This is a genomic window from Sphingobacterium sp. ML3W, from assembly GCF_000747525.1.
GTDB lineage: Bacteria > Bacteroidota > Bacteroidia > Sphingobacteriales > Sphingobacteriaceae > Sphingobacterium.
Genome location: NZ_CP009278.1, coordinates 2,668,886 through 2,684,953, shown reverse-complemented (window position 1 = coordinate 2,684,953; position 16,068 = coordinate 2,668,886). Strand labels below are relative to the sequence as shown.

13 protein-coding genes are annotated in these 16,068 nt (G+C 35.7%); 4 read left to right on the top strand and 9 right to left on the bottom strand.

Translation table 11 applies throughout. From position 1 onward, the window contains the following. Complete coding sequence (locus KO02_RS11360) at nt 1–3,315, bottom strand: carboxypeptidase regulatory-like domain-containing protein (RefSeq protein ID WP_038698400.1); 3,315 nt, start codon at nt 3,313–3,315, stop codon at nt 1–3. Between the two features lie 322 nt (nt 3,316–3,637). Beyond that, nucleotides 3,638–4,363 (bottom strand): prolyl oligopeptidase family serine peptidase, encoded by a 726-nt coding sequence (locus tag KO02_RS11355; RefSeq protein WP_051959884.1) that lies wholly within the window; start codon nt 4,361–4,363, stop codon nt 3,638–3,640. Nucleotides 4,364–4,471: 108 nt separating this feature from the next. Here KO02_RS11355 and KO02_RS11350 point away from each other — a divergent pair, with 108 nt between their 5' ends. Further along, entirely contained in the window at nt 4,472–5,704 is a 1,233-nt protein-coding gene (locus KO02_RS11350) for an exonuclease SbcCD subunit D (protein WP_038698398.1), read from the top strand. A 4-nt stretch (nt 5,705–5,708) separates the two neighbouring features. Then, nucleotides 5,709–8,747 (top strand): AAA family ATPase, encoded by a 3,039-nt coding sequence (locus KO02_RS11345; protein ID WP_038698396.1) that lies wholly within the window; start codon nt 5,709–5,711, stop codon nt 8,745–8,747. Between the two features lie 71 nt (nt 8,748–8,818). Here KO02_RS11345 and KO02_RS11340 read toward each other — a convergent pair whose 3' ends face one another. From KO02_RS11340 to KO02_RS11315, 6 genes are all read right to left on the bottom strand, one after another. Continuing rightward, nucleotides 8,819–9,124, bottom strand: a complete 306-nt coding sequence (locus KO02_RS11340) for a hypothetical protein (RefSeq protein ID WP_038698394.1) — start codon at nt 9,122–9,124, stop codon at nt 8,819–8,821. Between the two features lie 54 nt (nt 9,125–9,178). Beyond that, a complete protein-coding gene (locus tag KO02_RS11335; protein ID WP_235212243.1) occupies nt 9,179–9,832 on the bottom strand; it encodes a DUF937 domain-containing protein in 654 nt (217 codons plus the stop codon). 133 nt (nt 9,833–9,965) lie between these two features. Next, nucleotides 9,966–10,760, bottom strand: a complete 795-nt coding sequence (locus KO02_RS11330; RefSeq protein ID WP_038698390.1) for a M48 family metallopeptidase — start codon at nt 10,758–10,760, stop codon at nt 9,966–9,968. A gap of 49 nt (nt 10,761–10,809) precedes the next feature. Beyond that, entirely contained in the window at nt 10,810–11,454 is a 645-nt protein-coding gene (plsY, locus tag KO02_RS11325) for a glycerol-3-phosphate 1-O-acyltransferase PlsY (RefSeq protein ID WP_038698388.1), read from the bottom strand. Nucleotides 11,455–11,470: 16 nt separating this feature from the next. Further along, the gene (nadC, locus tag KO02_RS11320; protein WP_038698386.1) at nt 11,471–12,325 is read right to left on the bottom strand and encodes a carboxylating nicotinate-nucleotide diphosphorylase; all 855 of its coding nucleotides are present in this window, start codon (nt 12,323–12,325) and stop codon (nt 11,471–11,473) included. Nucleotides 12,326–12,392: 67 nt separating this feature from the next. Next, nucleotides 12,393–12,851, bottom strand: a complete 459-nt coding sequence (locus KO02_RS11315; protein ID WP_081918369.1) for a DUF4783 domain-containing protein — start codon at nt 12,849–12,851, stop codon at nt 12,393–12,395. Nucleotides 12,852–13,053: 202 nt separating this feature from the next. Here KO02_RS11315 and gpmI point away from each other — a divergent pair, with 202 nt between their 5' ends. Then, nucleotides 13,054–14,586: a 2,3-bisphosphoglycerate-independent phosphoglycerate mutase gene (gene gpmI, locus KO02_RS11310; protein WP_144243316.1), complete on the top strand. Its 1,533-nt coding sequence runs from the start codon at nt 13,054–13,056 to the stop codon at nt 14,584–14,586. 2 nt (nt 14,587–14,588) lie between these two features. Continuing rightward, complete coding sequence (locus KO02_RS11305; RefSeq protein ID WP_038698380.1) at nt 14,589–15,143, top strand: hypothetical protein; 555 nt, start codon at nt 14,589–14,591, stop codon at nt 15,141–15,143. A gap of 93 nt (nt 15,144–15,236) precedes the next feature. On the opposite strand, the gene KO02_RS11300 is transcribed toward KO02_RS11305, so the two are convergent. After that, entirely contained in the window at nt 15,237–15,914 is a 678-nt protein-coding gene (locus KO02_RS11300; RefSeq protein ID WP_038698378.1) for a tetratricopeptide repeat protein, read from the bottom strand. Nucleotides 15,915–16,068: the final 154 nt, after the last annotated feature.

The following is a 16,068-nucleotide window of genomic DNA, read 5'->3' as shown; positions in this document are numbered from 1 at the left end:
TTAATTAAATTTAAATTTGACACCAAATTGCATAAAATAAGTTGATGAAATTGTCTCATTAGGACGACTTAATTCCTTTATGATATCTCCATTTGCATAGCCCATGCGAAATGTTGGAGCTGTAGTTCCATCTGGAGTAATTGCACTTGTGTTTTGTGGCGTTAGTAAAATATTATTGTTTATTTTGTATATACCCCAAGATGAATTAAACAAATTACCAATATTCATTACATCCCAGAAAAACTCTAATGAATTATTTTTTCCACCGATATTTTTAAACAATTCTTGAGATAGACGGAAGTCAAACTGGTGTCTCCAAGGAGCAATTGCACCATTACGTTCTGTTGTTTTACCAACTCTACTTTTTAAATAATCGTCACCATCAACAATACTCCAAAATAAATCTGCTTGCTCTTGGGCAGAATATGCTTTTCCTCCATAGTTAGATTGACCTGTTGGAATATCAGTAAATTTTAGTTGTGATCTATCAGATGGTATATAGATTAAATCATTGGTTTGGCCATCACGATTAAAATCTGAACCATAATAATAAGAGTATCTACCCATTGAACTACCGCTATAGAAAAGTGTCATGGAGGTATTTAGTTTACCAATCCAATTATTGGTGTAAGAAACACTCCCCATTAAACGATGTGGGACGATATTGGTTGTGTAGCCTAATTCTGGATTATTAGAGTTTCCATTTGCTTGATAAGGGAGCGACCATAAATTTGCTATTTGATCCCCAGATCCATCTCCAAAGTTTTTTGCAGCACTATAGGTATATGCTACCATACCCGAAAAGCCTTGATCAAATGATTTTTGTAACTGACCCGTTATTGAATAATAATGACCACCTTTAGCGTTTGTCATATAAGTTGGCACAAATGAACTACCACTTTCTACCAATTGACCTGAGGAGTTAATTTTATAAATATATTTATCATTATTTGAGTTCGGATAAATAAATCTATTATCACCATATCCTGTTATTGACATCGCTGTTGGTTCAACTAAGTTGACGTTTTTAGCAACTACCGCATTGATATCTTTATTATAGATAGCTTCTACAGTTCCTATGATATTCCAAGGTAATCTATAATCAACCGCTAAGCTTGATTTCCAAGTAGATGGAAATTTCAAGTCAGCATCCATTGCAGATACATTACCCGGTAGAAATGTACCCGCTTGTGGTAATGTGCTTGGATAATTAGCCTTAATATCAGGGCTGAAATTAGGCATATTAGGGTCTCCAGCAGCATATGTAACGGTGCTCTGAAGCATACCTGCATCACCAGATTGTGCAACTATCCAAGCAAATGGAATTCTTCCTGTGAATACCCCAGTCCCACCTCTCAAAATTAACGAACGATCTCCAAACATATCATAATTAAAACCTAAACGAGGAGAAATCATGACCTTAGTTTTTGGCATCGCACCAGTATTCAAATGTAAACCGTTTGCAAATTCCAAACCTTCCAGTATGGGATGGGTTTTCATTTCAGAAACATCAGGATATGTCGGTAGTTCGAAACGAATACCACCTGTTATTTTAAATTTCTCATTGACAGTAAATTGATCCTGGAGATAAATAGAATATTGATTGAATTTGAAACTTGGAAAAGCTTGTGAACCATCAGCAGTTAATGGATATGTTAACGCATAGTTGATAGGTTTTGCTCCACTTGTGAAATCCTCCCATGTATTAAACATATAATAACCAGTACCAAATCGTTGAAAACCATTCATAGTACGACTAGTTTCAAATTGAAGGCCTCCAGTAAAGTAATGTTGATTATATGTATAATTTAAATCATAATTAGCAGTCCATGTTTTGACAGAACGTAAATTTCCATACGTAAAAGGATCTGTACCAAAAGATGTAAGAATGTTTCCATTGCCACCTACTCCTCCATCACGAATATCGACTAGCGGAAATGGAGTTCCATTTATACTTCTAGGTTCGTCTTGATTTACATATGATATACGTGCTGATTGATTAACATTTCCAATTTTCCCAGTATATTCTGCTGTTGCGGAATATAAATTTGTCTCTTGAAAATAATTTGAATTTTGGAAACTTAATGCATTGCTTCCTGTTCGATTCATTGGATATGTTCCGGTATTTATATTCGATCCAGTAAATGAAGAACTTAGGTTTGATGGAGATTTTCCTTTTACTTGATTATACCGAAAATTGATTTTATGATTGTCTGAAATATTCCAATCAATTCTTGCAAACAATTTATCATTATTACTCTTAAAAGAATAGCCTTGATATGGTCCCGCATCATAGCCATAATTATTCTTTAAGTAACCTGAAACTTCATCCATAAAATCTTCAGTAGGTCTGGCTATATATGATGGAGTACCAGGTGCACCATATACTTGTGACTTGTTAGAAGCAACTTTTGTAGGACCTGGTTCAGTTTGTTTCATTTGTTCCAAATTCACAAAGAAAAACAACTTATTCTTAATTATAGGTCCACCTAATGAAAACCCATATTGTTTTACAGATAAATCATTCACCTGCGTTAAGATATCATTAACACGGGTACCTTGTTGCTTATCCGAACGACCTGTATAAAATGCCGTACCAAAAAAGTCATTACGACCTGAACGTGTTACAGCGTTAATAGACGCACCAGTAAAACCAGATTGGCGGACATCATAAGGCGTTACATTTACAGAAATTTGTTCAATTGCATCAATAGAAATCGGAGACCCATTTGCAGGAATATTTTGACCAATACCAAATTGATTATTGAAATTAGCGCCATCTACAGAGAAATTGTTGGCTCTATAATTACCTCCTCCTATAGCTGTTCCATTAGCTTGCGGACTCATTCGCGTTAGATCATTTATACTTCTAGATATTGAAGGTAAATTTTCAATTTGTTGACGTCCAACATTTGTTGAAGCCCCGTTTTTTTCACTATTAAGCTTATTGTGTCCTGTAATCACCACCTCATCTAAATTAGTAGCAGATTCACCGAAGACAGGATTAAGAACAAATGCTTCACCTAATTGTAAATAAATGCTTTCGTACGTGACTGGTTGTTGTCCAACGTAGGTAACAGTTACAGTGTAGGGGCCACCAACACGCATGTTGGCTAAATTAAAACGTCCAGCAGCATTGGCTGAGCTTGAGTACACTGTACCTGATGGCACGTGAGTTGCCTTGATTGTTGCTCCTGATGTAATTTGGCCTGTGGATTCTTTCACAACACCAGTAACACTACTTGTGGTTACCTGAGCATGTATTGTACCATAACTTGCTAAAACAAGTGCAAAAAAAAGTAAAGGTCTTTTCATAAAGAAAATTTTTGTTAATAATATGCCACAAAAGTATAAAGAGAATTTAACATTGGAAGCACTTAACAAAAACTTAACATACTCATAACAAGAATGTTCAGGCTATATATTTTTCATTTAAATAGCTAAAAATTGAAAAAATGAGAATTTTAACAATTTTTAACATTTAATTTTGCAATTATAATACTTGACACTTTCAATTATTACAAAAACTATAATGCAATCGATTGTGTTAATAGACGATTTTGAAGACAAATAAAATCATGAACGATTATGTTTTGTAATATTTACTACCAAATAAAACAAACATAGCAGTTTTCTGTTATGTGCCTTTTCTATTATGCTTGAATAACCATTCGTACATTTCATCTCGATGGAAAAGACGTTCTACACTTCCATGTGTCCCGCCGGGAATAATCGTTAAAGTTACATCAGCCTCTGGATCTGCTTTTTTAATTGCGTTCACAATTTTTTTAGATTCGGACATGGGTACTGCACGATCGCGATTACCATGTTGCACCCATAACGGTACTTGGGCAAGGTTATCTGCATATTTAACACTACCTCCTCCACAGATAGCAACTGCCGCTGCTATTCTGTCAGGATATTTACCGGCAACATCCATAGTACCATACCCTCCCATACTCATTCCACATACATACACTCGGTCAGGGTCAGCATTATAGTGTTCAATTACATAATCAACGATTTCAATTACTTTATCTGGATCCCATCCACCTGTTGATTGTGGCGCAATGATAATCCCTGGCACTTCTTGACCTTTATTCATTGCATAAAGTACGCCATACCGTTTTACACGATCTAAGTTAGTTCCAGAAAGACTTCTTCCATGTAGAAACACCAAAATAGGTTGCTTTTCTGGTTGTTCTTCCCCCTCAGGTAGGTTCAATAAAAAAGGGTATGCAGTTTCACCTTCTACAGCCTTCAATTGCGCTTGGCAAACCAAGTTCATCATACCGAAGAAGAGTATGAAAACGACAGTTAAAATACCAAAAATAGGTTGATTATATTTTTTTGTCAAATACATAAGTAACAAAAATACATTTTATTCTGAATCAGCAAAATATATATTAATCTAAATTAACTTCTTTATTATAGAAAATTCGAGGTAATTTTAAACTTTCACAAGTAAAACATGTCCTTAAAAATTTTACATACAGCAGATTGGCATTTGGGCAAACGATTGGATTATTTTTCCCGATTTGAAGAACAAAAAGCGGTCTTGGAAGAAATCATTCAAATTGCTGAGGATGAACAGGTGGATGCCGTCATTGTAGCGGGTGATTTATTCGATGCATTCAACCCTCCAGTAGAAGCCATTGAATTACTATACACCACACTTAAACGTTTGACTAAAAACGGTACAAGACCAGTTATCGCTATTGCAGGTAACCACGACTCACCGGATCGCGTGGATGCACCAGATAGTTTAGCACGAGATTGTGGTATAATCTTCGCAGGAAAACCTAATATGGAGTTTAGTCCTTACCAAATAGAGCAGGGATTTGAGATAAGTAAAGGTGATAGCGGATTTTTGGAAATTAAACTTCCTCATATCGAGTTTCCGCTGCGTCTCATCGTAACGGCATTTGCTAATGAGCATAGGCTCAAAGAATACCTTGGTGAAGATGAACAAGAAGGACTCAATGAAGTACTAACGAGGAAGTGGCAATCATTGGCCAATCGATATTGCGATGATAAAGGTGCGAACCTATTGGTTTCACATTTGTATATGAATAAGAAAGGTGGTCCAGTGCTCGAAGAACCCGATGGGGAAAAACCATTACGTATTGGGTTTGCAGATACCGTTTTTACAGATTGTATCCCCCATCAAATTCAATATACAGCACTAGGTCATCTACATCGTTACCAAGAGATTGGAGGCCACTGTGCCCCTGTTGTTTATGCTAGCAGCCCGCTTTGCTACTCATTTTCAGAGGCGGGTCAAGATAAGAAAGTGGTCATCTTAACTGTTGAACCCAATAAAGAAGTAATTTATAAAGCTATTACGATATGTTCTGGCAAGAAGTTAATGCGCAAAAGATTTGATTCTGTAATTACTGCTATCGACTGGCTTACAAGTAACCAGGATTGCTTAGTTGAACTAACACTTGTGACTTCAACATCTTTGACCCAAGCCGAAAAGAAGTATCTTGAAGATAGCCATCAGGGAATCATCTATCTCATTCCAGAAGTTAACAATTCCAAAAGTTTAAATCAAGCAATGAGTATATCAAGGAGGAGCAAAAGTATTAATGAAAATTTCACTGACTATTATCGTTTCAGAAACAATGATCAATTACCATCAACAGAATTGTTAGATTTATTTAATGAAGTTTTAGGCAGTCAAAACGAGCAGGAGAATTAGTATTATGTTGCCATTATATCTGTCGATAGAAGGATTATATTCCTATCAGACTAAACAAGAAATTGATTTCACATCTTTAACTGCTGCAGGCCTATTTGGCATATTTGGCAAGGTAGGTTCTGGAAAATCATCCGTCCTTGAGGCTATTACATTTGCATTATTTGCAAATACCAACAGGCTCAATACCAACAATAGGGCGTATAATATGATGAATTTGAATTCCAATCAATTACGTATTGAATTTCATTTCATAGGGAAAGAGAATAAAAAATATGCATTTGAAGCTTCTTGGCGGAGAAATAGCAAGCAGTTTGAAAAAGTGACCACACCAATTAGAAAAGCATATGTTTTTGAAAATGGTGAAAAGATACCCTTGGAGAGTACAGATGCTGAAGAGATATTAGGCATTTCCTATAAGAATTTTAATCGTACTGTTATTGTTCCACAAGGGCAGTTTAAGGAATTTTTAGAACTTAAGGGAGCAGAACGATCCGCTATGATGAAAGAGCTTTTCAATCTGGATCATTATGACCTATTTTACAAAGTTGCTTCTTTGAATAAAGAAACTGATCTTAAAATTCAAAATATTTCAGGAGCAGTTCAAATCCTGGATGAATATACAGCTGAAAATATCGAGGGATTGGTAACACAGCTATCGAAAGAAGAATCAACTTTAGCGCTAGTTTCCAAAAAACATGCAAATTTAGATCAGCAATATCAAAAATTGCTAGAAGTACAATTACTTTATCGAGAGATTGCATCTAAAAAGGAGATATTCGCTAAACTTAATGCCAATCAAGATAATATTGCAACTTTAAAAAGACAGATTCAAGTTTTTAGACATGTCGAGCGAATCTTTAAATACCTATTTGAAGATTTAAGAAAAGATCACCAAGTAGCCATCCAATTGCAGACAGATACTGAACATGCTCAGAAGCAAATGGATGGGGTGAGCACGAAACTATTAATTACAAATCAAGAACTTACGAAAACAGAGCTTCTCTATAATAAACTTGACAGCAGAAAAATAGAAGTTGAGGATTTAAAGAATATCATTCAGATTCTACAGTTGCAACATGATATTGCATCGGATACAGAGCGAATAGCTAAAGGGCAGGTTCACCTTCATTCAGTAGAAAAAGAAATTGCAGATAAGTTAGCTCTAATTCAAGATAGGCAGTTTGAACTAAAGCAGTTAAAATTGAGTCGTATTCCGAGCGACTTGTTGATTGTAATAAATGACTGGTATAGTAAACAAGAACAATTAGTTAAAAATCAACGAGATATAAAGCTTGAATTAACAGGTAAACAGACTGAGACTCAAACTATATTGCAGCAATTTTTGACACAGGGCCTGGATTCCAAAACATGGTTAGAAAATCTGTCACAGAAGGAAACCCTGTTGTCAATTGAGTTGGAAAAACTACAAATTGAAGCAAATAAAGCACTGGTGCAACAGCAACTGGCCACTTATACGCATGCTTTGACAAATGGACAAGCCTGCCCGCTATGTGGATCTGAACAACATCCACATATTATGCAGACAGAGGATGTTTCCATGCACCTTGATTCTTTGAAATCACAGAAGGTTGCTTTACTTGCAGAAGTACAGCTAATACAGCAACAGAAACAGTATTTTATACAGGTAGAAACCAATCTAATTAGCTTAAAAAAAGACGTAGAAACACTTCAAGCTAAATTACAGATCCTTTTAACTGATCAACAAGCCCACCTCAATCAATTTATTTGGGAAGATTTCACCCCTCATGATCGAACTGCATTTGAAAAATGGAAACTGCAAGTATCCGAAATAGAGAAAAAATGCACAGCTGCTGAAGATAAACTTACAGAACTCCAAAATGAGCAAGAAATTCTCAAAGGTAAAAGAGATAAATACAATAATGTACTTAACAGTATCATACTTTCTAAATCAACAATAGAAGGAAGGTTGACTAGCCACTTACAGTTGATCAAACAATTAAATGTATCAGACTACCACCAGTTACCTCTTTCAGATATTGAAAATCGAATTGTACAATCCATTAAGTTTATCAATGATACTGAGCAATCATACAAGAAATTATCTGATGAAGTTAATCGTCTTAATGTGGAAGAAGCAACTTGTTCAACGGCAACTAAATCTTTGAAACTACAATTGAGCGGAATCCTTTTACAAATCGATAATCAGCAAAAACAGATTAACGATTTGCTAAAACAACATAATTATTCGTCTGCGGTAGAGGTGCAACAAATTTTAGCACAACAACTTGATTTAGATAAAGAAGAAACACGCATTAAACAATTCGAAGAGCAGTATGCGATTATACAGGCTGCATTACTACAATTGGAAGAAAAGGTACAACAAGAAGCTGTGGATATATCTCAAATTACAGCTATAAGTCTCGAATTGCAGCAAATAAAACAAGATAAAGAAAAACTGATTGGACAATTGCAATCTCTCAAAGACCAAGTTTTAATCGCTCAAAAAAAGTATGCTGAAAAATTGCAATTACAGGTCGAGTTTGATAAACTTAATCTTAGAAGTAAAAATCTGAATGTTCTTTCAAATCTTTTTAAGGGAAATGGATTTGTTGACTATATCTCGACCCAATACTTAGAGGATCTGTGCCTGATTGCAAATCAACGATTTGAGAGATTGACACGCGGTCACCTAAAATTAATGATAAATGCGGATAATGATTTTGAAGTAATAGACCATCTGAATGGTGGTAAATCAAGGTCTGTCAGGACATTATCGGGAGGTCAGTTTTTCCAAGCTTCTCTCTGTCTTGCATTAGCATTGGCCGAGAGTACACGCAGTCTCAACAAAAATGAAAAGAACTTCTTTTTTATTGATGAAGGGTTTGGAACTCAAGATACAGAATCCGTTAATCTAATTTTTGAAACACTTAACTCGCTGCATAAAGAGAATCGTATTGTCGGTATAATATCACATGTCGACGAGCTTCAGGAGCGTATTCCTGCTTCCATCAAAATTGTTAAAGACGAGCATCAAGGTAGCCTAGTTGTCCGAAATCATTAAGATTTTACTATCCCGATGATTGATAGCATTATAAAGGGATTCCATATTCCCTTTATAATGCTTTATTTACGTTATAATTCTTGTTTGTAAGACATTTCGAGATTGATGATAACATCTCGTAGGTCACCTTCAACAAATGATAAATTTCCAACTACTAAAACACCGCGAGTGCCACCGCTCTTTTCTGTGATACCATAAACCGTATTTTCATCGTCAGGGTTCGAATCCCCTTCATAACGATAGATATAATCAATTTTATAGTTGGTTGGATTTGCAATTAAAGGCTTCAGCTCAATATTATAATCAATAACATAGCCGTCATCTTTCAGTTTTTCCAACGCGACAGTAGCAGAATCATATTTATTTCTATATTCCATAATTGTATATATTATATATAAAATAACAACCCGTAAAGAAAAGAGTTTTAGCGTTTATTTATTTTTGGTGAACATACCGATAATGTCATCAATAGCACTCCCATCTTTATTCTTATCAAAGAAATCCGAAATTTTATCTGTCAATCCTCCAGATGTAGGATTCTCATTTTCAACTTTTTTATCTCCACCAAATATATTTCCAAGCATTCCACCCAAGCCACCAGAACTTGCGTTATTTCCGCCTAAAAAACCGCCCAAGATATCACCTAACGGATTGTTATTGCCGTTTTGTGCCTCATTAGATTTCTCCTTACCTAAATAACCCATTACAATTGGCGCTATAGTAGCCAATACACCTGTTATTTGAGCGGAACTAAAACCACTTTTTTGAGCTAATCCTTCAGCTACATATTCTGTCTTGCTACCAAAAATATGTTGAACAATCTTATTGCCATCATCCGTAGGCCCTTGTTCGATTACTTTATCTACATGATCCAAAATGGCGCCATCGTGTTTGGTGTCCAAAGCGTCTGCAAACCCCTTTGCTTGATTACTGTCACCTTTACTTTGGTTATATTTAATCGCTCCCGCAATTAAGGGGACAGCAATTGCTAAAATCCAGGTCGCCTTAGTAGAATCTATTCCTAATTTTTTGGACAATCCAGCAGCCATTTTATCACCTAAACCGCCTGTTATTAAATCTGTCATTCCCATAATTAATTTATTTAAGTATAATAAATATGGAGAGGCAATAATTAAGCCAATGCACGTTCAGCATGGTGTTATATAGAACAAAAAAAGAGGTCCTCGGACCTCTTTCAAATTATTTGTATGCAAATAATTATTTTTTGTAATATTTTAAAGCTTCAGGAAGCAATTTTTGTATATCGCTGATGCGTCTAGCGTCACTTGGGTGAGTGCTCAAGAATTCAGGATTACCTTTAGTACTACCACTCGACATACGTTCCCAAAATTTAACGGCTTCACTCGGGTTGTAACCTGCCATTGCCATGATCACAAGTCCCATACGGTCTGCTTCAGACTCATTTCCTCTCGAATATTTTAAAGAGGTCAATTGACCACCAATACCATATGCAGCATTAACGATTCCAGCATAAGAACTACCTGAGGTAGCTACTCCTAAAACGTTTCCAAGAGCCTGTGTAGCATATTGTCTAGACATTTGTTCCATCGAATGTCTTGCGATCGCATGCGCAATCTCATGCCCCATTACTGTAGCCAACCCAGTTTCATTCTGCGTAACAGGCAAAATACCTGTGTAGATAGCCACCTTCCCGCCAGGCATACACCAAGCATTTATTTCATCACTTTGTACAAGGTTAAATTCCCAGTTGAAATTAAATTGATCTGCTATTCCCTGCTGAGTCAAATATTGATTAACAGCTATTGCTAATTTATTTCCTACTTTTTTGACCATCGTAGCTTGACTAGTACCCGTAATAACACGTGTTTTAGACGAATTTAAAAATTGTTTATACGAAGAAGCGGCTTGCTCTTGGATCTGACTATCGCTAACCAGACTTAACTGTTTGCGTCCTGTAATAGGAACAGTCGAACAAGATGCCAAAGTAGCTCCAATTAAGAACATACTTGTATATTTAAAAGCCTTTTTCATATTTTGTTTTATATACTGCTTAAGCAAATAGTAAATGCAATTCTTATGCCTAAGTACCCTTTTTCCTTTTAAAAAGATAAACTTTAGATTCGTGTCCTTTCAGTAAACGCTCGATATTCTTTTGATGGGTGATTAAGATCAGCGCACAAATAGCTATCCCATAGAGCAATACAGAAGGAATCGAAGTTTTAAATAGAAATGCTATACTAAATGGAAAAGTGAAACCAGCCATTATGGAGCTCAATGATACGTAATGTGTCGTTAATAGAATGATACTAAAAATCGATACACATAACAAAGCTGCTGGAGCATGGATAGCTAAGATCATTCCAAAGAGTGTGGCTACACCCTTTCCTCCCCTAAAACCCGCAAAAATTGGAAATAAATGACCTAAAACGGCAATTACACCAAGGGCTAATTGATAATTCACAAATTGAATGTTGCTGGTACTTTGCCCAACTTCAATTAAATAAGCAAGATTCGTAGCGGTATAACCTTTAAAAATGTCGACAAACATCACCACAGCACCTGCTTTAGGACCTAAAACACGAAAGGTATTAGTTGCACCAGCATTTCCACTTCCATACTCCCTTACATCAACACCGTAAAACGCTTGCCCAAACCATACCGCAGTAGGAATCGAACCAAATAAATAAGCTAGTAATACTGCACTTACTAAATAAATAGAAATCATTAATTATTGTTAAGTCCTAAATTAATTTGGCTTTTAAACTTAAATCCAAACTTTTGACAGAATGTGTCAATGCCCCTACTGAGATATAATCTACCCCTGCAGCTGCATAGTCTTGAAGTGTTTCTTCTGTAATTCCTCCAGAAGCCTCAGTGACAAATCTTTCTGCAATTATATCGACCGCTTTCCTTACATCAGCAGGGCTAAAATTGTCCAACATGATGCGATCAACCTGTCCAAAGGTAATAACTTCATCTAGTTCGTCAAAATTTCGAACCTCAATTTCGATATCAATAGGCTTATTAAGGGTCGTTCTATAAGCATTGGCGCTTTCTAGAGCCTGTGTTATACTACCGCTATAATCCACATGATTGTCTTTAATCAAAATCATATCGTACAGACCAAAACGATGGTTGGTACCTCCCCCAATCTTGACGGCTTCCTTCTCTAACAAACGAAGTAAAGGAGTTGTTTTACGTGTATCCAAAATTTTTGTTTTGGTACCTTCTAATAACTTGGCATAACGATGAGTCGTCGTCGCGATTCCGCTCATGCGTTGCATCACGTTCAGAATCAAACGTTCTGCTATAAGAATGCTATGGATTTTCCCTTTTAAGACAAAGGCGATCTCACCTACTTTGACTGCGCTCCCATCTTGGATGAAGACTTCATAAGCCAGGGTAGCATCAATCTGCTTGATGATTTCTAAAGCAACTTCTACTCCAGCAAGAATACCATCTTCTTTTACGATCAATTTAGCCTCACCTATCTTATCTTTTGGTATGGTCGATAGCGTTGTATGATCGCCATCCCCCACGTCTTCTAGAATAGCCTCGTGAACAAATTTTTTTATATATTCCTTTTTTTCCATCATGAATCCTCACAAATTATATAGCGAAGATGGAAATTTAAATTTTATTCAAGAAAATAATTTGGAAATATTATTTAGAAGCCTGTTTTTCAACTCGAAATTCTTCGATTGTTTCGATATTTTTCGATAAACTGACTTTAACAAAAAGTCGAAATGAATTTTTATTACTTGTTAGTTGATAAACGTAATAACTATAATTGGTTTTATTCGTTATTTTTTGCAGCAACTTTACCGTACTTGGTTTATTTTTTGAGAAGAAAGATTGCAAAAGCATTTCCCCTTGAAATTTGGAATATAACCCATCTTCATTTAGGATGGATAAGGTCACATTCGACCCAAAAAAGCGCGCTAAATTTTTAGCACTCCCAGCTCTCAAATGCAACAAAAGAGCATCATTCATATCAGACATATCGGGTGCCAAAATATATGGTGAGTGGTAGCAAACTTTAGCGTACCCGCTATTGTTGTTAACAAACAAATGCATAAACATGCAAACGGAAAGGCAAATAATTAATGTAATTTTCTTCATTTAAACAAAACAATTTAAAACACCGTTTCGTCCGAGAACTTGCTCAATAGTAATAAGTAAGACTAGCTATAGTGATTTGATAAATAGGCAACACAAACAGTGCCAAATTTATATAAAATTTACATTAAAAAAACATTAAATTTTCATTCCCGACCCTATAGTCTTGAATTATCAGTTGTTTTAAATTATATTTGCTTATATAATTATGGAAAAAAAAGTAGCACTATTAATCCTAGACGGATTAGGATACGGAAAAGAAGATGAGTCCGATGCAGCATATGCAGCGAATACACCCTATTTAGATTATTTAAAAGCAACCTATCCTAATTCAAAACTAGAAGCTTCAGGTGAGGCCGTTGGATTACCTGAAGGTCAGATGGGAAACTCTGAAGTAGGACATATGAATTTAGGTGCTGGACGTGTTGTTTATCAAGAGCTAGGGCGTATACACAAGGCAGTTCGCGATGGTATCTTCAATACAGATACAACTATTCAAGACGCATTTAAATATGCTTTAGCGAATAACAAGAAAGTACATTTTATAGGCCTATTGTCTGACGGTGGCGTACACGCACATACGAGTCACTTACGTGGTCTCTGTGATGCTGCAAAGCATGCAGGGTTGACTTCAGACCAAGTCTTTATTCATGCATTTCTAGATGGACGTGATACCGACCCTAATTCAGGATTGACTTATGTAAAAGCTTTACAAGATTTCTTACCATCATCCGTAGGTACTTTAGCGTCTGCAATAGGACGTTATTATGCAATGGACCGCGACAACCGTTGGGAACGCGTGAAATTAGCATATGACTTAATGGTTCATGGCAGTGGTACGGGTACAAAAGACGTATTACATGCAATTCAAGACTCGTACGACCAAAATATTACGGATGAGTTTATCAAACCACTTGTTTTGACAAATGCAGATGATAAGCCTGTAGCTACCATTCAAAATGGTGATGTTGTGATTTGTTACAACTTCAGAACAGATCGCGGTCGTGAGATTACCATAGCATTGACACAAAAAGCATTTCCAGAATATGATTTAAAGCCGCTAGATTTGTATTATGTGACTATGACATCTTATGACGAGACGTTTAAAAATGTGAAGGTCATCTTCCACAAAGATAACTTAACAAATACCCTTGGTGAAGTTTTAGCTGCAAATCACAAAACACAGGTTCGTATCGCCGAAACAGAAAAATACCCACATGTTACTTTCTTCTTTTCAGGAGGTCGCGAGCAGGAGTTTGAAGGTGAACATCGTTTATTAGTACCATCTCCAAAGGTGGCAACATACGATTTACAGCCTGAAATGTCTGCAGAAGGTATTACTGCTGCGATTGTAAAAGATATTGAAGAAACACAGCCAGATTTCATTTGTTTGAATTTTGCCAACCCAGACATGGTGGGTCATACTGGTGTATTTGATGCTGTAGTTAAAGCCGTAGAGACCGTAGATAATTGTACTAAACAAGTCGTAGAGAAAGGTCTGCAGTACGGTTATTCCTTTATCATCATTGCCGACCATGGTAACTCCGAATTCATGCTCAATGCTGATGGTTCAGTTAACACAGCACACACGACCAATCTTGTGCCGTGCATATTGATTGATAAAGATTACAAACAAGTTAAAGATGGTAAATTGGGTGATATTGCACCTACGATATTGAAATTGTTGCAAGTAGAAATTCCAGTTGAGATGAATGGTCAGGTATTAGTACAAGACTAAATATGAAAAACAGATATATAGGCAAAGCACTACCCTTATTACTTGGGAGTGCTTTGCTATTTTGGTCCTGCCAGACTGATAAAAAGGCAAAATACAGTAAAGGCTCCACGCTATCTTTAGATTCATTTTTCAATGGAGAGATTGAAAAATTAACAAAATTAAATCCCCTCGTTGAAAAAACAGTCATCAAGGATGAAGATAAGGAAGTTAAATCATTGCGGATTTCCAATTGGCAAAATGAGCTCAGTGGATTTATATCTGCCGATATCACACAAGATGCCGATTCTAATCTTTATGATTTTAAGGAAGTTGATTGTAAAATTACTTATCAGGCGAAAAAGCCCCAATTGGCAATTCAATATTTAGCTATTGAACAGGATAATGATGGCCAAATAAAACAGGTGGTCATCAGAAGGAAAGTTGATAATAGTTTATACTCTAGCAATGAACAGCTGACTTATGATGTAGACTCGAGTTATCAAATTGAAAAAAAACAGGATATATTGGTTTTAGGTAAAAGCCATTATAAAATAACAGGAAGATTAAAACACGATTAACAAATAATTGTTAAACCTATCTTACTGGATTATTACATAAAAAGCGCCGTATAATAATTATACAGCGCTTTTTTTAATGCATTATAATCACGACTATTTTAAGTTGTCACGATAAATTTTCGCTTTCTTAATCTCCGATTGAATGTCTTTACGTGAAGCATCAAAAGTTAATACCTTTTCGTAATCTTTCACCGCATTATTGTAAGCTTCAGTTGCTGCTGTTTTGTTATAATTAGCAACACCAGCTGTACCCACTAAGATACCATAATCACGGTATGCCAATGCTCTGTTTTGAAATAATTTTACATCATTAGCGTTAATTGCGATTGCTTTCGAATAATCTTCGATTGCCGATTTCAATAATGATTCGCGTGCAGCACTACTCAATTTAGTAGAAGTCTGTGTAGCTAAATTATTATTTGCTTTTCCTTTGAAATAGTAACCATTTGAATTTTTACTATCTAAAGTCACGACTTTACCAAAAGATTCTGCAGCTTTCTTGAAATCGCCGTTCTGAAACTGAGAGTAACCTAACATGTATAATACATGAGGATCTTTACTTTCTTGAGGCAAAGATTTCTCTAAATAGATTGCTGCATTTTTAAAGTCACCATCTAATAGCGCTTTTTGACCTAAACGAACATTTGGATTGGAGTGTTCCTCTTCTTTTGCAGTCTGTGCTTGGGTTGAAAGCGACATCAAAGCAAATGCGCCAGTAAATAAGCCTAATTTAATCGATTTAAGATTCATATTTAAATAATTACGTTTCATTTTAAAGTATTTAATTTATATTCAAGCATTTAGTATGTGCTTTCATAATTATAATGATTCCGCACTAACCTACAACGCCATATTCGCATTCAATATTACAATTATTATGCCTATTTACACAATATTTAAACGAAATAATCTGACAAAAATAGTA